Origin of the sequence: Pseudomonas brenneri (assembly GCF_007858285.1) — a bacterium.
Classification (GTDB): domain Bacteria; phylum Pseudomonadota; class Gammaproteobacteria; order Pseudomonadales; family Pseudomonadaceae; genus Aquipseudomonas; species Aquipseudomonas brenneri.
This window is the reverse complement of sequence record NZ_VFIL01000003.1, coordinates 295,186-314,985: the sequence shown is the minus strand read 5'-3', so window position 1 is coordinate 314,985 and position 19,800 is coordinate 295,186. Positions and strand designations below refer to the sequence as shown.

At 61.2% G+C, this 19,800-nt stretch carries 14 protein-coding genes; 6 read left to right on the top strand and 8 right to left on the bottom strand.

The window, feature by feature from the left end; translation table 11 throughout:
* Positions 1–95: 95 nt before the first annotated feature.
* From FJD34_RS08040 to FJD34_RS08030, 3 genes are read right to left on the bottom strand one after another with little or no spacing between them, the layout of a single operon-like run.
* Positions 96–1,340, bottom strand: a complete 1,245-nt coding sequence (locus FJD34_RS08040; RefSeq protein WP_032863297.1) for a lipoprotein-releasing ABC transporter permease subunit — start codon at positions 1,338–1,340, stop codon at positions 96–98.
* Positions 1,341–1,400: 60 nt separating this feature from the next.
* Positions 1,401–2,084 carry a lipoprotein-releasing ABC transporter ATP-binding protein LolD gene (gene lolD / locus FJD34_RS08035; RefSeq protein ID WP_167360824.1) on the bottom strand — a complete coding sequence of 228 codons (684 nt, stop codon included), beginning with the start codon at positions 2,082–2,084 and terminating at the stop codon, positions 1,401–1,403.
* 7 nt (positions 2,085–2,091) lie between these two features.
* The gene (locus tag FJD34_RS08030; protein ID WP_032863300.1) at positions 2,092–3,342 is read right to left on the bottom strand and encodes a lipoprotein-releasing ABC transporter permease subunit; all 1,251 of its coding nucleotides are present in this window, start codon (positions 3,340–3,342) and stop codon (positions 2,092–2,094) included.
* Positions 3,343–3,436: 94 nt separating this feature from the next.
* Between FJD34_RS08030 and FJD34_RS08025 the strand changes: the two genes are divergently transcribed.
* Together FJD34_RS08025 and FJD34_RS08020 are read left to right on the top strand one after the other, a co-directional pair.
* Positions 3,437–4,021: a PilZ domain-containing protein gene (locus tag FJD34_RS08025; protein ID WP_090291650.1), complete on the top strand. Its 585-nt coding sequence runs from the start codon at positions 3,437–3,439 to the stop codon at positions 4,019–4,021.
* A 44-nt stretch (positions 4,022–4,065) separates the two neighbouring features.
* A complete protein-coding gene (locus FJD34_RS08020) occupies positions 4,066–4,788 on the top strand; it encodes a glycerophosphodiester phosphodiesterase (protein WP_032863302.1) in 723 nt (240 codons plus the stop codon).
* A gap of 42 nt (positions 4,789–4,830) precedes the next feature.
* Here FJD34_RS08020 and sthA read toward each other — a convergent pair whose 3' ends face one another.
* A complete protein-coding gene (gene sthA, locus FJD34_RS08015) occupies positions 4,831–6,225 on the bottom strand; it encodes a Si-specific NAD(P)(+) transhydrogenase (protein ID WP_024074093.1) in 1,395 nt (464 codons plus the stop codon).
* Between the two features lie 190 nt (positions 6,226–6,415).
* Entirely contained in the window at positions 6,416–7,429 is a 1,014-nt protein-coding gene (locus tag FJD34_RS08010; protein ID WP_090291652.1) for an FAD:protein FMN transferase, read from the bottom strand.
* A 263-nt stretch (positions 7,430–7,692) separates the two neighbouring features.
* Between FJD34_RS08010 and tcuC the strand changes: the two genes are divergently transcribed.
* Positions 7,693–8,991, top strand: a complete 1,299-nt coding sequence (tcuC, locus tag FJD34_RS08005; RefSeq protein WP_090291654.1) for an MFS transporter — start codon at positions 7,693–7,695, stop codon at positions 8,989–8,991.
* Positions 8,992–9,153: 162 nt separating this feature from the next.
* Here the strand turns inward: tcuC and FJD34_RS08000 are convergent, their stop codons facing one another.
* On the bottom strand, positions 9,154–10,617 hold the full coding sequence (locus FJD34_RS08000) for a glyceraldehyde-3-phosphate dehydrogenase (protein WP_032863305.1): 1,464 nt from the start codon (positions 10,615–10,617) through the stop codon (positions 9,154–9,156).
* A gap of 338 nt (positions 10,618–10,955) precedes the next feature.
* Between FJD34_RS08000 and mfd the strand changes: the two genes are divergently transcribed.
* The 3 genes from mfd to FJD34_RS07985 are packed head-to-tail and all read left to right on the top strand — an operon-like array spanning position 10,956 to position 17,685.
* Complete coding sequence (gene mfd / locus FJD34_RS07995; RefSeq protein WP_032863306.1) at positions 10,956–14,405, top strand: transcription-repair coupling factor; 3,450 nt, start codon at positions 10,956–10,958, stop codon at positions 14,403–14,405.
* A 10-nt stretch (positions 14,406–14,415) separates the two neighbouring features.
* A complete protein-coding gene (locus tag FJD34_RS07990) occupies positions 14,416–14,982 on the top strand; it encodes a CsiV family protein (RefSeq protein ID WP_032863307.1) in 567 nt (188 codons plus the stop codon).
* Between the two features lie 9 nt (positions 14,983–14,991).
* Positions 14,992–17,685 carry a DEAD/DEAH box helicase gene (locus FJD34_RS07985; RefSeq protein WP_065942366.1) on the top strand — a complete coding sequence of 898 codons (2,694 nt, stop codon included), beginning with the start codon at positions 14,992–14,994 and terminating at the stop codon, positions 17,683–17,685.
* A 95-nt stretch (positions 17,686–17,780) separates the two neighbouring features.
* Here the strand turns inward: FJD34_RS07985 and nagZ are convergent, their stop codons facing one another.
* On the bottom strand, positions 17,781–18,791 hold the full coding sequence (gene nagZ / locus FJD34_RS07980; protein ID WP_065942365.1) for a beta-N-acetylhexosaminidase: 1,011 nt from the start codon (positions 18,789–18,791) through the stop codon (positions 17,781–17,783).
* Between the two features lie 140 nt (positions 18,792–18,931).
* A complete protein-coding gene (gene psrA, locus FJD34_RS07975; RefSeq protein WP_032863310.1) occupies positions 18,932–19,639 on the bottom strand; it encodes a transcriptional regulator PsrA in 708 nt (235 codons plus the stop codon).
* Positions 19,640–19,800: the final 161 nt, after the last annotated feature.

The window sequence follows — 19,800 nt, the reverse complement described above, 5'->3', positions numbered from 1 at the left end:
CGCGAGCAAGCCCACACCCACATTTGACCCCATTTCAAAGAGAGTACGCGGTACAAATGTGGGAGCGGTCTTGCTCGCGAAAGCGGTCTTGAACCCTACGAATATCTCAGGGCATGCGCCGGCTCAATCTTCGCCGCGCGATACGCCGGGTAGATCGTCGCCAAAAAGCTCAACACAAACCCGGCACTGCAAATCAGCAGCACATCGCCACCTTGCAGTTCCGAAGGCAGGTTGCTGACAAAATACACGTCCGAACTAAAGATATGCTGCCCGGTCACGCGCTCCATCCAGCCCACCAGTTCGCTGACGTTCAGCGCGGCAATCACCCCCAGCACGCCGCCAATCAGGGTGCCGACGATACCGATCACCGTGCCCTGGACCATGAAGATCGCCATGATCTGCCGCGGCGTGGCGCCAATGGTGCGCAGGATCGCAATGTCCGCGCCCTTGTCGTTCACCACCATGATCAGCGTGGCGATGATATTGAAGGCCGCGACAGCCACGATCATCAGCAACAACAGGCCGATCATGGTCTTTTCCATCTTCATCGCGCTGAACAGGCTGCCCTGGGTATGGGTCCAGTCGTCCGCCTTGTAGGCTGCACCGAGGCCTGTGGCGATATCCGCCGAAACCTTGGGCGCCGCATACAGATCCTTGACCGCCAGGCGCACGCTTTGCACCTGGTTGGGCTGCCAATGCAGCATTTGCGCGGCATCGGCGACGTGGATCAGGGCCATCGAACCATCCAGCTCGGCACCGACCTTGAACACGCCCACCACGTTCAACCGCTGCATGCGCGGGGTGATACCGCCAGGAGCAGTGCTGATTTCCGGGACGATCAGCGTCAGCTTGTCGCCCACATTCAGGCGGAAACGGCGCGCGGTAATTTCCCCGATCACCACGCCGAACTCACCCGGCTGCAGGTTTTCCAGGCTTCCCTGGACGATATGCTGGGTGACGATGGACACCTTGCCTTCCTGGGCCGGATCAATGCCGCTGATCTGGATCGGTTGCATCGAGCCCTTGTACGACAGCATGCCTTCCATCTCGGTGAACGGCACGGCCGCCGTGACTTCCGGGTTCTTCAGGGCAGCCGCCGCCACCGGTTGCCAGTCGCTGATCGGGTTGACGCCGACGATGGTGGCGTGCGGCACCATGCCAAGGATGCGTGAGCTCATTTCCCGCTGGAAACCATTCATCACCGACAACACCACGATCATCGCCAGCACGCCCAGGGCGAGGCCGATCATCGAGGTCATCGAGATAAACGAGACAAAACGGTTGCGGCGCTTGGCGCGGGTATAGCGCGTGCCGATGAAAATCGATAACGGTCTGAACATTCGCTTGCACCGCCTGAAAAAATAGAAAACCCAGGCACGGGGGCCCGGGCTTGAAACAGGTCAAATGGCGACCAGATGACCTTCCTGCAGGTGCAGCACACGGTCCATCTGCCGGGCCATGCTCATGTCATGGGTCACCACCAGGAACGCGGTGCGCATCTGGGTGCTCAGCTCCAACATCAAGTCCTTGATGCCCTGGGCAGTGTGGGAGTCGAGGTTGCCAGTCGGCTCGTCGAGCATCACCAGGCCCGGGTTGTTCACCAGGGCACGGGCAATCGCCACACGCTGGCGCTCGCCGCCGGACAACTCTGCCGGTTTGTGCTCCAGGCGATGGCCAAGGCCGACGCGCTCCAGCAACGCCGTGGCACGCTGGCGCGCCTGCGGGATCGCGGTCTTGCCGATCAACAGCGGCATGCACACGTTTTCCAGGGCGGTAAACTCTGGCAGCAAGTGGTGGAACTGATACACAAAGCCCAGGGAGCGATTGCGCAACTGGCCACGGGCCTTCTCGTTCAAGGCCGAGAGTTCTTCACCGGCCAGCCACACACTGCCATGGGACGGCGTATCGAGGCCGCCCAACAGGTTGAGCAAGGTACTTTTACCGGAGCCGGAACTGCCGACGATCGCCACGCGCTCGCCAGGGTGGAGTTCAAGCTGCAGGTTGGACAACACCACCACCGATTCCGGGCCTTCCTCGTAGGATTTGCCCAGGTTGCGGCAGCTCAGGATTGCTTTTTCACTCATGCCCGATTCACTCATAACGTAAAGCCTGCGCCGGCTGGGTACGTGCCGCGCGCCAGGCTGGATACAGGGTGGCAAGGAAACTCAGGACCAACGCGGCGCCGCCCACCATCAACACATCCTGGCTCTGCACCTGGGATGGCAAATAATCGATGAAGTAGACGTCGGCGTTGAGAAACTTGTGGCCGATCAGGGTTTCGACACCGGCGATGGCGGCGCTGACGTTCAGCGCGGCGAAAATCCCCACCACCGTGCCGATCACGGTACCGACCACACCGATCACCGTACCCTGGACCATGAAGATCGCCATGATCTGCCCCGGCGTGGCGCCGAGGGTGCGCAGGATGGCGATATCGCCCTTCTTGTCGTTCACCACCATCACCAGGGTGGAGATGATGTTGAAGGCCGCCACCGCGACAATCAGCAGCAATAACAGGCCGATCATGGCTTTTTCCATGCGGATCGCCTGGTACAGGTTGCCGTGGGTACGGGTCCAGTCGCGGGCGTAGTACTGGCTTTCACCCAACTGCTGGGCGATTTCCCAGGCACCGCGCGGCGCCTCGAACAAGTCGTTGAATTTCAGGCGCAGGCCCTGCACCTGATCCGGCTTCCAGCGGTGCAGGCGAGCCAGGTCGGTAAGGTTGGTCAAGCCGAGGAAGCCGTCGATCTCGCCGGCACCGACATGAAAGATGCCGACCACGGTAAAGCGCTTCATGCGCGGGAACATACCGGCCGGGGTCACCGTGACCTCAGGGGCGACAAAGGTCAGCTTGTCGCCGATGGCCACGCCCAGCTTGGCTGCTGCGCGGTCACCAATGACGATGCCGAAACTGCCAGGCGTAAGGGCGTCGAGTTGGCCCTGCTGCATGAACTGGTCAATGATCGAGACCTTGCGCTCCTGCGCCGGATCGATGGCATTGAGCAGGACTTTCTGCACCTTGCCATCGTTGGTCAACAGGCCCTGCATCTGGGTAAACGGCGCGACGGCCAGCACCTTGGGGTTCTGCTTGACCTTGTCGGCCAGGCCTTGCCAGTCAGCCAGGGGCTCACCGGACTCGATGGTCGCGTGGGGCACCATGCCCAGCACGCGGGTGCGCATCTCATGATCGAAGCCATTCATCACCGATAGCACCACGATCATCACGACCACGCCCAGGGCGAGTCCGATCATGGAGGTCAGGGAAATGAACGACACAAAATGATTGCGACGCTTTGCACGGGTATAACGCGTGCCGATAAATACGAAGAGAGGTCTGAACATGTCGGGGCTTGTTCGGAGGAAAAGAAGACGTCCCGGTGGCGGGGTCTGGTAAGCAGCTTTACACTCAGACCATTACCGTTACCTGGGGTTCGCCATGACGACATTAGATGAAGAAGATCGCCGCGAATACTACCGTATCGACGACATGATCGCACTTCAAATCAAAAGCCTGCCTGCCGCCCAAGCGCTGGGCAAGGAAGTGTTGCTGGATGATTCCCCACTGTTCAATCTGCTCAGTGAACTGCACCTGAGCGAATTCGAATCCCAGCACCTGCTGCGCCAGCTTGGCGAGCGCGACCGCACCCTCGCCGCCTTCCTCAAGGTGCAGAACAAACGCATGGATTTGCTCAGCCAGGTCATGGCGCAAAGCCTGCTGGGTGAGATCGGCGCACCGCAGCCGGTGATCATCTCCGAAGGCGGTATCGACTTCCAGCACCCCACGCCACTGCCGCCGGGCAGCCACCTGGCGGTCAAGCTGGTACTGATGCCCCAGGCCCTTGGCCTACTGTTAAGAGCCAAAGTCACCCATTGCGACCCCAAAGGCAGCGGCTTCGACGTTGGCACCGAGTTCGAGTCCATGACCGACGCCCAGCGCCAGTTGCTGGCCCGCTACATTCTGCAAAAACAGGCCCAGGAACGGCGCCTGGCCCGCGAACAAAACGACGGCCTAGACACCTGATTTCGTATTTATCCAGCCAGGACACCTGGCGCAAAGGAGCATCTGTGACCCTGATTTATGGCCATCGCGGCGCCAAAGGCGAAGCACCGGAAAACACCCTGACCAGCTTCCAGCAATGCCTCAAGCACGGCGTGCGCCGTTGCGAACTGGACTTGCACCTGTCCATGGACGGCGAGTTGATGGTGATCCACGACCCGACCCTCAAGCGCACCGCCGACCGCCGTGGCAAGGTGGTGGAATACGCCGCCGCCGACCTGGTGAAGATGGACGCGCGCAAGGGCGGCCCGGGCTGGGTCACCCCCTGCCCGATCCCACGCCTGGAAGAGCTGTTCGAAAAGTGCGACTTCGACCACTGGCAACTGGAAGTCAAAAGTGCCTCGCGCACCCGCGCCGCGACCACCGTGCTGGCGATTCGGGAAATGGCCCAGCGGTTTGGCTTGCTGGACAAGGTCACCGTGACCTCAAGCTCGCGGGAAGTGTTGAAGGCCGCATTGGACCTGACGCCGGACCTATCCCGTGGACTGGTCGCCGAATATGCCTGGCTCGACCCGCTGAAGGTCGCCCAGAACTACGGCTGTGAGATTCTGGCGTTGAACTGGACGCTGTGCACCCCCGAGCGACTGGAAAAAGCCCAGCGCCAGGGCCTGCACGTGTCCGTGTGGACAGTCAACGAACCCGCGCTGATGCGCAGGCTCGCCGACTTCGGCGTAGATAGCCTGATTACAGACTTTCCCGGTTTGGCCACTGCCACTCTCGGGAATTACTGAAATCGGTCTCCCCGGCCGGCTCAGGCCACCGGCCGGAGCCGCTCAAAAAAGCCGGTTGAGGCCGTCGTACGCGGCAACCCGATAGGCTTCGGCCATGGTCGGGTAGTTGAACGTGGTGTTCACAAAATACTTGAGGGTATTTTGCTCACCCGGCTGGTTCATGATGGCCTGGCCGATGTGCACGATCTCCGAGGCCTGGTAGCCGAAGCAATGCACGCCGAGCACTTCCAGGGTCTCGCGGTGGAACAGAATCTTCAGCATGCCTTGCGGCTCGCCGGCGATCTGCGCACGCGCCATGCTCTTGAAGAACGCCTTGCCCACTTCGTAAGGCACCTTGGCCTTGGTCAGCTCGTGTTCGTTCTTGCCGATGGAGCTGATCTCGGGAATCGTGTAGATCCCGGTCGGCACGTCATTCACGTAGCGCCAGCTGCCATTGTCGACAATGCTGCCAGCGGCCGAACGGCCCTGGTCGTGGGCAGCACTGGCCAGGCTCGGCCAGCCGATCACATCGCCCGCACCGTAGATGTTGGTGACGCAGGTGCGATAGTTTTCATCCACCTCGATCTGGCCACGGCTGTTGACCTTGACCCCGATGTTTTCCATGCCCAGCTTGTCGGTGTTGCCGGTACGGCCATTGCACCAGAGCAAGGCATCGGCCTTGATCTTCTTGCCGGACTTGAGGTGCAGGATCACCCCGTTGTCCAGGCCTTCAACGCGGTCGTATTCCTCGTTGTGGCGCACGGTGATGTTGTTGTTGCTGAAGTGGTAACTCAACGCCTGGGAAATTTCCGAGTCGAGGAAGCTCAGCAACTGGTCGCGGTTGTCCACCAGCTCCACCAGTACACCCAGGCCGCTGAAGATCGAGGCGTATTCACAGCCAATCACGCCGGCGCCATAGATGATCAGTTTGCGCGGGGTGTGGCCCAGGCTGAGGATGGTGTCGCTATCGTAGATACGCGGGTGGTGGAAATCGATATCCGCCGGGCGATACGGGCGCGAGCCGGTGGCGATAATGATGTGCTTGGCCACCAGTTTCTCGACCACGCCATTGGCGCAGACCACCTCGACGGTTTGCTCGTCGGCGAAGCTGCCAGTACCAAAGAACAAGTCGACGCGGTTACGGGCGTAGTAGCCGGTACGCGAGGCAACTTGCTTGGAAATCACCTTTTCGGCGCTTTTCAGTACATCCGGGAACGAGAACCAGCGCGGCTCACCAATGGCCCGGAACATCGGGTTGGTGTTGAACTGCATGATCTGGCGCACCGAGTGACGCAGGGCCTTGGACGGGATGGTGCCCAGGTGGGTGCAGTTACCGCCGACCTGACGCCGGCTATCGACCATCGCCACCTTGCGCCCAGCTTTGGCGGCGTTCATCGCCGCACCTTCTCCAGCTGGGCCGGAACCCAGTACCACCACGTCGTAGTTGTAGACAGCCATGCGTACTCCTCAGAACAGGCCAGGGCGCACGGTTGGGCGCCTGGCTAAATCATGCCGCGGCCAGCGGTCATGAAGGATCAAATAGGCTCAGGTGTGTGAGCCGGGGCACAGTCTATATAAGGCTCAACGCCGCGCACATTAACCCTTGGTCGCGTCGTAGGCCAGTTTTGCCTTTACTACACCGTATTGATTACGGCTTGACCGGCGTCAGTTGTTCGAACGCTTTGTTGCTGCGTGTGACGAAAGCATCCCCCTCACGCATCACAAAAAATGCCGCGATCCGGTGTTTTTCTGCATAGTCCCAGCCTTCTTCAGGCCCCAGCACCAACAGCAACGTCGATAAACCGTCGGCCATCAACGCCGAAGGATCCAGCACCGTGACCGACGCCAGGTGATGGGTAATCGGCGCCCCACTGCGGGCATCGAGGGTGTGGGAATAGCGGCGACCATCCTGCTGGAAATAATTGCGGTAGTCACCTGAAGTCGATACGCCGAAACCGTCCACCGCGATAATCCGCTCGGCCACCTGCTGGTCATCACGCGGTTCTTCCAGGGCCACGCGCCAGGGCGTGCCGTCAGGTTTGCGCCCGGCGGCCTTGAGTTCGCCAGTCACTTCGACCAGATACCGGTGAATACCCAACTGCTCAAGCCGCCCGGCAATCCGGTCCACCGTGTAGCCGGCGGCGATGCTGTTGAAGTCCACTTGAACCGCCGCATCCTTGCACAACTGGCCAGCCTCGATGCGCAGATGCTGATGGCCGACGCGCTGGCGTGCCTGGACCAATGCCATAGGATCCGGGACCTTTACCTGCCGCGCCTGGGGACCGAAGCCCCACAGGTTCAGTAGTGGCTCGACCGTCAGGTCAAAAGCGCCGCCACTGGCCTGGGACAACTGCTCGCCGGTGCGCACCAGGTGCAGGATCGGCTCGGGCATCGGCTGGCAACTGTTGGCCGGCAGATCGTTGAAGCGCTCTATGTCGGAATCGCTGCGATAGGTCGACATCTGCCGGTCGACCTCACCAAGGATGCTCTCCGCTTGCGGCTGCACATCACTGGCCGCCGGCGTGCCGGGGGTGCGGACATATTTGATCGAATAAGTGCTGCCCATGGTCGGGCCACCAAAAGCCTCCAGAGACTCACCTTTGTCGCAGCCCGCCAGGATAGCCAACAAAGCCCCCACCACTGCGTATCGCAAACCGTCCATAAGCCACACAACCTTATCGCTACTGAAAACTGAATGAAGCCGCACTCAAGCATATTTTCGGGGCGGGCCATTATGCGGCATGTCGTCGCCTGATGAGGCCTGGCCAGGGGTTAATAGCCAGCTTGCTAACGGTTTTTGTTGCTCACCACCACGGATACACATATGGTTACAAAACTCTTTGGCGCCGCCGCGCGCCTAGATCCTGCAGCACGGACGAACAACAACCAGGGATTTCCAACAAGATAGCCAGTTGAGTAAATGACATGTCCAGCACCACGGGCAAAGGCAAGGCGATCTTTCGCGTTGTCAGCGGTAACTTCCTCGAAATGTTCGATTTCATGGTCTACGGCTTCTACGCCACGGCCATCGCCAAGACCTTCTTCCCTGCCGACAGCGCCTTTGCGTCCCTGATGCTGTCCCTGGCGACCTTCGGTGCCGGGTTCCTGATGCGCCCGCTGGGGGCGATTTTCCTCGGCGCCTACATCGACCGCCACGGCCGTAAAAAAGGCCTGGTGATCACCCTGGCCATGATGGCTGCCGGCACCGTGCTGATCGCCTGCGTCCCTGGCTACGCCACCCTCGGGGTGGCCGCACCGCTGATCGTGCTGTTTGGCCGGTTGCTGCAAGGCTTTTCTGCGGGTGTCGAGCTGGGCGGGGTCTCGGTGTACCTGGCAGAAATCGCCACCCCGGGGCGCAAGGGTTTCTTTGTCAGTTGGCAGTCCGCCAGCCAACAAGCCGCCGTGGTATTTGCCGGCCTGCTGGGCGTAGGCCTGAACCATTGGCTGAGCCCCGAGGAAATGGGTGAATGGGGCTGGCGCGTGCCGTTCCTGATCGGTTGCCTGATCGTGCCCGTGATCTTCGTGATTCGCCGCTCCCTGGAAGAAACCCCGGAATTCCAGGCGCGCAAACATCGCCCTACCCTGCAGGAAATCATCCACTCCATTGGCCAGAATTTCGGCATCGTCCTGGCCGGCATGGCGTTGGTGGTGATGACCACGGTGTCGTTCTACCTGATCACCGCCTACACACCGACCTTCGGCAAGGCCGAGTTGCACCTGTCAGACCTCGATGCGTTGCTGGTTACCGTGTGCATCGGCTTGTCGAACTTCTTCTGGCTACCGGTCATGGGGGCAGTGTCGGACAAGATTGGCCGTAAACCCCTACTGCTGGGGGCGACGATTCTGGCCATCCTCACGGCGTACCCGGCTCTGTCATGGCTGGTGGCCAACCCCAGCTTCAGCCATCTGCTGATCGTCGAGCTGTGGTTGTCGTTCCTTTATGGCTCGTATAACGGCGCCATGGTGGTCGCCCTGACCGAGATCATGCCAGTTGAGGTGCGCACCACCGGTTTCTCCCTGGCCTACAGCCTGGCGACCGCGACCTTGGGCGGCTTTACTCCAGCGGCCTGTACCTACCTGATCCATGTGCTGGATAACAAGGCCGCGCCGGGGATCTGGCTCAGTGGGGCGGCGGTGCTGGGGTTGGTTGCGACCCTGGTGCTGTTCAAGGGTAACCGGCATGAACTGCGCACTGCGCAGGCTTCGGTGGTCGGTGGGGCCTGATAGATCGCTATCGCGGGCAAGCCCGCTCCTACATTTGAATGTATTCGCAAATCAAACTGTGGGAGCAGGCTTGCCCGCGATGAGGCCTTGAAACCCAACACAAAACCCCCAGGCATAAAAAAGCCCCGAACCAGTCGGGGCTTTTTCATTTAGCGCTGATGCTTAGCGTGGGAACGCAGGCGGGTTGACCCCAGCCATGTCTTCCATCACGCGTACCACCTGGCAGCTGTAACCGAACTCGTTGTCGTACCAGACGTACAGAACAACGCGGTTATCCTGGGTGATGGTCGCTTCAGCATCCACCACACCGGCGTGGCGTGAGCCAACGAAGTCGGTCGATACCACTTCCTGCGAGTTGACGAAGTCGATTTGCTTATGCAGATCGGAATGCAGCGCCATGTAGCGCAGGTACTCGTTCATCTCTTCACGGGTGGCGGCTTTCTCAAGGTTGAGGTTGAGAATGGCCATCGACACGTTCGGCGTTGGCACACGGATCGCGTTACCGGTCAGCTTGCCGGCCAGCTCAGGCAGGGCCTTGGCAGCAGCGGTGGCCGCACCGGTCTCGGTGATGACCATGTTCAGCGCGGCGCTACGGCCACGGCGATCGCCCTTGTGGAAGTTGTCGATCAGGTTCTGGTCGTTGGTGTACGAGTGAACGGTTTCGACGTGGCCGTTGATGATGCCGAACTTGTCATTCACTGCCTTGAGCACCGGCACGATGGCGTTGGTGGTGCAGGAAGCGGCGGACACGATCTTGTCGTCAGCGGTGATTTCGTTGTGGTTGATGCCGTGAACGATGTTCTTCAGCTTGCCCTTGCCAGGCGCGGTCAACACAACGCGGTCGATACCCGGGCAGGCCAAATGCTGGCCCAGGCCGTCGGCATCACGCCATACACCGGTGTTGTCCACCAGCAATGCGTTCTGGATGCCGTACTGGGTGTAATCCACCTCAGTCGGGTTCTTCGCGTAGATCACCTGGATCAGGTTACCGTTGGCGGTGATGGTGTTGTTTTCTTCGTCGATGGTGATGGTGCCATTGAACGAACCGTGTACCGAGTCGCGGCGCAAGAGGCTGGCGCGCTTGGTCAGGTCGTTCTCGGCGCCTTTGCGCACGACAATGGCCCGCAGGCGCAGGCCGTCGCCACCGCCGGTTTTTTCGATCAGGATGCGCGCCAGCAGGCGGCCGATACGACCGAAGCCGTACAACACAACGTCGGTGCCTTTGCGGGCCGCAGCGTTTTGCTGGCCAACCACGTCGGCCATTTCTTCACGGACGAACTGCTCGGCAGTACGGCCATTGCCTTCGTTGCGGAATTTATAGGCCAACTTGCCCAGGTCCACCGAAGCCGCGCCGAGCTTGAGCTCGCTCATGGCTTTAAGCAGAGGGAATGTTTCGTGGACGGAGAGTTCGCTATCGTCGGCAGAACGATGGCGAGCAAAGCGATGAGCCTTGAGAATCGCGATGACTGATTGGTTGATCAGGCTGCGGCCATAGATCGAGCTCACCACATTGTTATTGCGGTACAGCTGACCGATAAGCGGAATCATCGCTTCAGCGAGTGCTTCACGGTCGATCCATTCACCAAGACACTGGTCGGGCTTCTGAGTCACGGGAACCTTCCACATGTAGGGGCAGAAAAAAGGGGCTACATTATGCCGCCCGACCGCCCTCGGAGCAATGCGCGCCACGCAACAAAAGCCCTTGCAAATAATTTTCGCCGCGCTACAGCCCAGTAAATACGCGGCTTCCAGCGTACCCCTCAGGGAAAGACCCGGGCGACTTGTCCGTAACCCTCCGAAACATCCATGCATTTTTGCACTACATATCGAGTCAAAACCGCGCATTGTTTGTCTTAGCCACTACATTTCCTACAAACCGTAATAGGCACAGTCAGCAACTGACAGGCGGCACTCCGGGCCGTTACAATTACCGACTTTGTCGCAACGCTGGAGCTCAACCTTCCGTGCCCGTCCTGCGTCTACCGCTACTCCCTGCCGAGGCAGGTAAACAGCATTGGGGCAATCTGCCCGGTGCCGCCCTGAGCCTGGCCATTGCCGAGGCTGCCAGTGCAGCCAAGCGCTTTACCCTGCTACTGACCGCCGACAGCCAAAGTGCCGAACGGCTGGAGCAGGAGCTGAGCTTCTTCGCCCCCGATTTGCCGGTGCTGCATTTCCCGGACTGGGAAACCCTGCCCTACGACTTGTTCTCGCCGCACCAGGACATCATCTCCCAGCGCATCGCCAGCCTGTACCGCTTGCCGGAACTGGCCCACGGCGTGCTGGTGGTGCCGATCACCACCGCCCTGCACCGCCTGGCGCCGACCAAGTTCCTGCTCGGCAGCAGCCTGGTGCTGGATATCGGCCAGAAGCTCGATGTGGAGCAAATGCGCACCCGCCTGGAAGCCAGCGGCTATCGCTGCGTCGATACGGTGTACGAGCATGGTGAGTTCGCGGTGCGCGGTGCGCTGATCGACCTGTTCCCGATGGGCAGCAAACTGCCCTACCGCATCGACCTGTTCGACGACGAAATCGAGACCCTGCGCACCTTCGACCCGGAAAACCAGCGGTCCATCGACAAGGTGCAGTCGATCAAGCTGCTGCCGGCCCGGGAGTTCCCCCTGCAAAAAGACGCGGTCACACGCTTCAAGGCGCGCTTTCGCGAACGCTTTGACGTGGACTTCCGCCGTTGCCCGATCTTCCAGGACTTGAGCAGCGGGATTACCCCCGCCGGTATCGAGTACTACCTGCCGCTGTTCTTCGATGAAACCTCGACCCTGTTCGATTACCTGCCCCAGGACACCCAGGTGTTCTCGCTGCCAGGCATCGAACAGGCAGCGGAAAACTTCTGGAACGATGTGCGTAACCGTTATGAAGAGCGCCGCGTCGATCCATCCCGGCCTTTATTGCCGCCTGCCGAGCTGTTCCTGCCGGTAGAAGACTGCTTCGCCCGCCTCAAGAACTGGCCGCGCGTGGTCGCCAGCCAACAGGATGTAGAAGCCGGTGTCGGTCGCGAACGCTTCCCCGCCCAGGCCCTGCCGAACCTGGCCATCGAAGCCAAGGCCACCCAACCACTACAAGCGCTGTCCGACTTCCTCGGCGACTTCCCGGGCCGCGTGCTGTTTACCGCCGAATCCGCCGGGCGCCGCGAAGTGCTGCTGGAGTTGCTGGAACGCCTGAAGCTGCGGCCAAAAACCGTCGACAGCTGGCCGGACTTCGTGGCCGGCAAGGACCGCCTGGCGATCACCATTGCCCCGCTCAACGAAGGCTTGCAACTGGATGATCCGGCCCTGGCGCTGATTGCCGAGAGCCCGCTGTTCGGCCAACGCGTGATGCAGCGCCGGCGCCGGGAAAAACGTGCAGACGCCAACAACGACGCGGTGATCAAGAACCTCACCGAACTGCGCGAAGGCGCACCGGTGGTGCATATCGACCACGGTGTGGGGCGCTACCTGGGCCTGCAGACCCTGGAGATCGACAACCAAGCCGCTGAATTCCTCACTATGGAATACGCCGAGGGCGCCAAGCTCTACGTGCCCGTGGCCAACCTGCACCTGATCGCACGCTACACCGGCAGCGACGACGCCCTCGCGCCGTTGCACCGCCTGGGCTCCGAGACCTGGCAGAAAGCCAAGCGCAAGGCCGCCGAACAGGTGCGTGACGTGGCCGCCGAACTGCTGGACATCTATGCCCGTCGTGCAGCCCGCGAAGGTTATGCGTTCGCCGACCCGAAGGCCGACTACGCCACCTTCAGCGCCGGCTTCGCCTTCGAAGAAACCCCGGACCAGCAAACCACCATCGATGCGGTGCGCGCCGACATGCTCGCACCCAAGCCCATGGACCGCCTGGTCTGTGGCGATGTGGGCTTCGGCAAGACCGAAGTGGCGATGCGCGCCGCGTTTATCGCGGTGCATGGCGGCCGCCAGGTGGCGATCCTGGTGCCGACCACCCTGCTCGCCCAGCAGCACTACAACAGCTTCCGCGACCGCTTTGCCGACTGGCCGGTGACCGTGGAGGTGATGAGCCGCTTCAAGTCGGCCAAGGAAGTGAATGCCGCTGTCGCCGATCTGGCCGAAGGCAAGATCGACATCGTCATCGGCACCCACAAACTGCTGTCGGACGACGTGAAAATCAAGAACCTGGGCCTGGTGATCATCGACGAAGAACACCGCTTTGGCGTGCGCCAGAAGGAGCAGCTCAAGGCCTTGCGCAGCGAGGTCGACATCCTCACCCTGACCGCCACGCCGATCCCACGCACACTGAACATGGCGGTGTCGGGCATGCGCGACCTGTCGATCATCGCCACGCCGCCGGCGCGACGCCTGTCGGTGCGCACGTTCGTCATGGAGCAGAACAACAGCACGATCAAAGAGGCCCTGCTGCGCGAGCTGCTGCGCGGCGGCCAGGTCTACTACCTGCACAACGATGTAAAAACCATCGAGAAATGCGCCGCCGACCTCGCCGAACTGGTGCCGGAAGCGCGGATCGGCATCGGCCACGGGCAGATGCGCGAGCGCGAACTCGAACAGGTGATGAGCGACTTCTACCACAAGCGCTTCAACGTGCTGATCGCCTCGACCATCATCGAGACCGGCATTGACGTGCCGAGCGCCAACACCATCATTATCGAGCGTGCCGACAAGTTCGGCCTGGCGCAGTTGCACCAACTGCGTGGCCGGGTCGGGCGCAGTCACCACCAGGCCTATGCCTACCTGCTGACGCCACCGCGCCAGCAGATTACCGGTGACGCCGAAAAACGCCTGGAAGCCATCGCCAACACCCAGGACCTGGGCGCGGGCTTTGTGCTGGCCACCAACGACCTGGAAATCCGTGGCGCCGGTGAACTGCTGGGCGACGGCCAGAGCGGGCAGATCCAGGCCGTAGGCTTCACCCTCTATATGGAGATGCTGGAGCGCGCGGTGAAGGCCATCCGCAAAGGCGAGCAGCCGAACCTCGACCAACCACTGGGCGGCGGCCCGGAAATCAACCTGCGTTTGCCGGCGTTGATTCCCGAGGACTACCTGCCAGACGTGCATGCGCGGCTGATCCTGTACAAGCGCATCGCCTCGGCCACCGACGAAGAAGGCCTCAAGGACCTGCAAGTGGAGATGATCGACCGCTTCGGCCTGTTGCCGGAACCGACCAAGAACCTGGTGCGCCTGACCCTGCTCAAGTTGCAGGCCGAGCAACTGGGGATCAAGAAGGTCGACGCCGGCCCTCAAGGCGGGCGTATCGAGTTCGAAGCGCAGACGCCGGTGGACCCGTTGGTGTTGATCAAGTTGATCCAGGGCCAGCCCAACCGCTACAAATTCGAAGGTGCCACGCTGTTCAAGTTCATGGTGCCGATGGAACGCGCAGAAGAGCGCTTTAATACACTGGAGGCGCTGTTTGAACGCCTCATCCCGAAATCTGCTTGAAGGACGCCCCATGCGCCTGTTTCGTATCCTGAGCCTGTTGTTGGTGGTAGTCGCACCTTCGGCGTTTGCCGACAGCCTCTACCAGGTGGAAATGATCCTCGTCCGCCAGAATGCGGAACCCCAGCTCAACAGCCGGCCCGCCCCGGAAAACTGGGCTGTCGACGCGCGCCAGGGCATCGAGAAAATCAGCCCGCCACGCCTGAACAATATCGTCGAGAAACTCCAGGCCAGTGGCGACTACACCGTGCTGCTGCACAAGGCCTGGGAACAGAACCTGGGCGAACAGGCGGTCAAGCTGAAGATCACCGATGGCCAGGAACAGTTCGGCCAGTTCCCCATCCAGGGCACCCTGGACCTGCAACTGGGGCGCTTCACCCGGATTGATGCGAGCTTCTGGCTCAACCAGTTCGACAGCAACGGCAGCGTGATTGCCAGTGAACACCTGAGCCAGCCGGACGTACGCACCAAGAACAACCAACTCAACTACCTGGACGGCGGCCACCTGGCCCTACTGGTCAAGATCACCTCCCTCACCGCCAAACCACCGAGCGCACCACCGCCCGGCCTGGCGGACTGATCCAGTACCATGTCCCTGCCGTCGCCGCTGACCAAACCCCTGGCGCCTTCCTGGGCCAACCGCTTCAAGGAGCAAAGCCTGGAGCGCGGCCGGCGCTACGCCCTGGAAAACCGCGTACGCATCGTCGAGTCAGGCGACAGCACCATCATCGCCAGCTGCGAAGGCTCAGGCGGCAATGTCTACCGCCAGACCATCTCCCTGCGCGAATCGGCCAAAGGCACCTTGATCCTGGTGGACAGCCGCTGCACCTGCCCCGTGCACACCAACTGCAAACACATTGCCGCAGTACTTCTGCAGGTTCAGGAAACCCTGGCCTTTCCGGCAGCGGCCAAGGACGCCGAGCTGCTGGAGAAGCTCCAGGCCGTGCTGGATAACCGCGTAGTGCTGCCACAAGTGGTGCTCGAAGACGTGCAGCCGATCCCGCGCCTGTGGCTGGCCAGCATCGAGTTCAGCGCCTTTGAGCCGCGCAACGGCAAGATGCAGCGCTACATCCAGCACCGCGCGGCGCTGTCGTTCAACTACCTGGGCAACTACGTCAGCGGCCAGAAAAATGCCGACATCGTAGTCCGCCAGGAAACCCAGAGCCTGCGGATCAAGCGCCATCCCGAGATCGAGCAACAGTATCGCGAACAATTGCGCCTGCTCGGTTTCAAGATCGCCACCCGCCAGAGCAAGGCCTTGCCGGAAAGCGCCGGCGAGCTGTTTGAGATGGTCAATGACAGCGCCTGGCTGAACTTCACCCTCAACGCCTCGCCCACCCTGCGCGCCGAGGGTTGGGAGTTGCAGATCGATGAGGACTTCGGCTTCGACCTGAGCCCCGTCGATGACTGGTACGCCAGCGTCGATGAAGTGCCGGAACGCGACTGGTTCGACCTGGAGCTGGGGATTATCGTCAATGGCGAACGCCTGAGCCTGCTGCCGATCCTGTTGAACCTGATGCGCTCCCACACCGAAATCCTCAACCCGGAAAAGCTCGCGCGCCGCCGCGACGACGAACTGATCCTGGTGAACATCCCCGGTTTGCCCAATGGCGGCCACGGCCCACTGCAGGTGGCGCTGCCCTATGGCCGGCTCAAACCGGTGCTGGCAACCCTCGGCGAGTTCTACCTGCAAGAGCCCGGCAGCACCGCCTTGCGCTTGGCCAAGGCCGACGCCATTCGCCTCAACTCGCTAGAAGACCTGCCCCTGCAATGGGAAGGCGGCGAACTTATCCGCAACTTTGCCCAACGCCTGCGGGATATCAAGGACTTCACCTGCACGGCGCCCGAGGGCCTGAACGCGACATTGCGCCCGTATCAGCTCGAAGGTCTGAGCTGGATGCAGTCCCTGCGCCAATTGGAAGTGGGCGGGATTCTCGCAGACGACATGGGCCTGGGCAAAACCCTGCAGACCCTGGCGCATATTCTCAGCGAGAAAATCGCCGGGCGCCTGGACCGACCGTGCATGGTGGTGATGCCGACCAGCCTGATCCCCAACTGGCTCGACGAAGCGGCGCACTTCACCCCGCAGCTCAAGGTCCTGGCGCTGTACGGAGCCGCACGCAAGAAGCACTTCGCACAATTGCAGGATTACGACCTGCTGCTGACCACCTATGCCCTGCTGCCCAAGGACATCGAGCAACTGGCCGCGCAGCCGCTGCATGTGCTGATCCTCGACGAAGCCCAATACATCAAGAACCCCACCAGCAAGGCCGCCCAGGCCGCCCGCGAGCTGAATGCACGCCAGCGCCTGTGCCTGAGCGGCACGCCGCTGGAAAATCACCTGGGCGAGCTGTGGTCGCTGTTCCACTTCCTGCTGCCGGGTTGGCTGGGTGATGTTAAGAGCTTCAACCGTGATTACCGCGTGCCCATCGAAAAACGCGGCAGCGAGGTGCGATTGCAGCACCTCAACGGCCGGATAAAACCGTTCCTGCTGCGCCGCACCAAGGAACAGGTGGCCACCGAGCTGCCGCCCAAGACCGAGATCATCCACTGGGTCGATCTCAATGAAGCCCAGCGTGACGTGTACGAAACCATGCGCCTGGCCATGGACAAGAAGGTCCGCGACGAGATCACCCGCAAGGGCGTGGCCCGCAGCCAGATCATCATTCTTGAAGCGCTGCTCAAGCTGCGCCAGGTCTGTTGTGACCTGCGCCTGGTCAACGATGCCACCCTGCCCGCACGCGGCAGCAGCTCGGGCAAGCTCGACAGCCTGATGGAGATGCTTGATGAGCTGTTTGCCGAAGGGCGCAGGATTCTGCTGTTTTCCCAGTTCACCTCAATGCTCAGCCTGATTGAGATCGAGCTGAAAAAACGCGGAGTCGCCTATGCCTTGCTGACCGGCCAGACCCGCGACCGCCGCACGCCGGTCAAGGACTTCCAAAGTGGCAAGTTGCAGATCTTCCTCATCAGCCTCAAGGCCGGTGGCGTCGGGCTTAACCTGACCGAAGCCGACACCGTGATCCACTACGACCCGTGGTGGAACCCGGCCACGGAAAACCAGGCCACCGACCGCGCCTATCGCATCGGCCAGGAAAAACCGGTGTTTGTGTACAAGATGATTGCGCGCGGTACCGTGGAAGAGAAGATCCAGGCGTTGCAGCAGGAAAAGTCAGACCTGGCGGCGGGCGTGCTGGATGGACGCACCACTGGCGACTGGAAGTTGGGCAACGAGGATATCGAGGCGCTGTTTGCGCCGCTGCCCAATAAGCAAGAGAAGCGCTGACTGTTAGGCCCCTATCGCAGGCAAGCCACACATTTTGATCTGTGAATACATTCAAATGTGGGAGCTGGCTTGCCTGCGATAGGCGCACCTCAATCCTATTCGATCAACTGAGCATCCCGAAGCGCGCCGAGCGCCGCCAACCAACGTGGGTTCTGCTTATAGTCAGTCGAGGCAATCGCCTGCCCACGCATACGGGCAATCCGCGCCGACGGCGTGACCTTCATGCGCTGGGCTGCACTCAGGGCCAGCTCGGCGGCCGCACGGTCATTGCACACCAGACCCATATCGCAACCTGCGCTCAAAGCGGCCTCGATACGGCTCGCCGCATCCCCCACCACATGAGCACCGGCCATGGACAGGTCATCACTGAAAATCACCCCATCGAACTGCAACTCACCGCGCAGGATGTCTTGCAACCAGCGGCGCGAGAAACCTGCCGGCTGGTTATCGACCTGCGGGTAGATCACATGCGCAGGCATCACGGCAGCCAACTGCTTGCTCAGGCGTGCGAACGGCACCAGGTCATGGGCGCGAATCTGTTCCAGGCTGCGTTCGTCATTGGGAATGGCGACGTGGGAGTCTGCCTCGGCCCAGCCGTGGCCCGGGAAATGCTTGCCAGTGGCAGCCATGCCGGCGCTGTTCATGCCCCGGATAAAGGCCCCGGCCAGCAACGCGGCGCGCTCTGGATCGCCTTCGAACGAGCGCGTGCCTACGACGGCGCTGCGCTGGTAGTCGAGGTCCAGCACCGGGGCGAAGCTCAGGTCCAGGCCAACAGCCAGTACTTCTGTGGCCATGACCCAGCCGCACTGCTCGGCCAGGTATTCGGCATTGGGATTGTCCGCCAGGGCGCGCATGGCCGGCAGACGCACAAAGCCCTGGCGCAGGCGCTGCACTCGCCCGCCTTCCTGATCGACAGCCAGCAGCAGGTCCGGGCGTACCGCGCGAATAGCCGCGCTCAACTCCCGCACTTGCCGTGGATGTTCGATGTTGCGCGCAAAAATGATCAGGCCACCCACTTCAGGCTGGCGCAACAAGTGACGATCTTCAGCCGTCAGCCAGGTGCCGGCGACGTCCACCATCAAAGAGCCTTGCAGGGCAGCAGTCATAATTTTTCCTTGAATGACGCGCGCACCCCGTCACCTTGCCAGGCTTGACCTGGCAAGGTGACGGGGTGCGGGTAACTGTTTGAAATCGGCATGGGCGGCTAGCTTAGCGGATGCAAGCGGTGGCGCCCAGACGCCAGTGGTTAAACCTTGGCAGGCACGGGCACAGACTTGCTGCGGGGGCGCAACTGCGCGGCCACCATGGCCGGGTCGGTGACACCGCTTTCGGCACGCATGCCGGCTGCCAGGAAAGGCACCATCAGGCGCATCACCTGCTCGATGGAGGTATTGACCCCGAAATCCGTCTCGGCAATGGCGCGCAAGGCCTTGATCCCCGACATGCTGAATGCCGCAGCACCGAGCATGAAGTGCACGCGCCAGAACAATTCGATAGGGGGAATACGCGGGGCCGCCTCGTTGACCAGCAACATATAACGACGGAATACCTTGCCGTACATGTCCTCAAGGTAACGTCGCAAGTGGCCCTGGCTCTGACTGAAAGCCAAGCCCAGCAGGCGCATGAAGATCGACAGGTCGTTGCCACTGCGCGGTTGTACCACCAGGGCCTGTTCGACGAGGATTTCCAGCAGGTCTTCCAGGCTTGGCTTATTGTCAGGCTTGGCCTGGCGCCGCTCCAGCTCACGGTCGAGGCTGATACAGAACGGCCCGAGGAAGCGTGAGAACACCGCCTGGATCAAAGCCTTTTTCGAGCCGAAATGATAGTTCACTGCCGCCAGGTTGACCCCGGCCTTGCTGGTGATCAGCCGCAATGAAGTTTCAGCAAATCCTTTTTCCGCGAACAACTGCTCGGCAGCATCGAGAATGCGTTCAACGGTTTCCGACTGGGCCATGGCTACTCCGCCTGACAAACACTTGTTTGAAACATACGTTTCACCTTGTGCAATGTCAAGCCTGCAGGTCCGTTTTCCGGCCGGGCAGTCACCCGATTCGCACCTATTTAATCACATCTTCAACGGCCTGTTGGCAGCGCTATCCCAAGGCTTTGCAAGGA

Coding starts and splice junctions, on each gene's coding strand:
- nagZ (WP_065942365.1), bottom strand. CDS start 18,791: ATGACTGCTGCCCTGCAAGGCTCTTTGATGGTGGACGTCGCCGGCACC.
- FJD34_RS07990 (WP_032863307.1), top strand. CDS start 14,416: ATGCGCCTGTTTCGTATCCTGAGCCTGTTGTTGGTGGTAGTCGCACCT.
- FJD34_RS08030 (WP_032863300.1), bottom strand. CDS start 3,342: ATGTTCAGACCTCTCTTCGTATTTATCGGCACGCGTTATACCCGTGCA.
- FJD34_RS08000 (WP_032863305.1), bottom strand. CDS start 10,617: ATGTGGAAGGTTCCCGTGACTCAGAAGCCCGACCAGTGTCTTGGTGAA.
- FJD34_RS07985 (WP_065942366.1), top strand. CDS start 14,992: ATGTCCCTGCCGTCGCCGCTGACCAAACCCCTGGCGCCTTCCTGGGCC.
- FJD34_RS08010 (WP_090291652.1), bottom strand. CDS start 7,429: ATGGACGGTTTGCGATACGCAGTGGTGGGGGCTTTGTTGGCTATCCTG.
- tcuC (WP_090291654.1), top strand. CDS start 7,693: ATGTCCAGCACCACGGGCAAAGGCAAGGCGATCTTTCGCGTTGTCAGC.
- lolD (WP_167360824.1), bottom strand. CDS start 2,084: ATGAGTGAAAAAGCAATCCTGAGCTGCCGCAACCTGGGCAAATCCTAC.
- psrA (WP_032863310.1), bottom strand. CDS start 19,639: ATGGCCCAGTCGGAAACCGTTGAACGCATTCTCGATGCTGCCGAGCAG.
- FJD34_RS08025 (WP_090291650.1), top strand. CDS start 3,437: ATGACGACATTAGATGAAGAAGATCGCCGCGAATACTACCGTATCGAC.
- FJD34_RS08040 (WP_032863297.1), bottom strand. CDS start 1,340: ATGTTCAGACCGTTATCGATTTTCATCGGCACGCGCTATACCCGCGCC.
- sthA (WP_024074093.1), bottom strand. CDS start 6,225: ATGGCTGTCTACAACTACGACGTGGTGGTACTGGGTTCCGGCCCAGCT.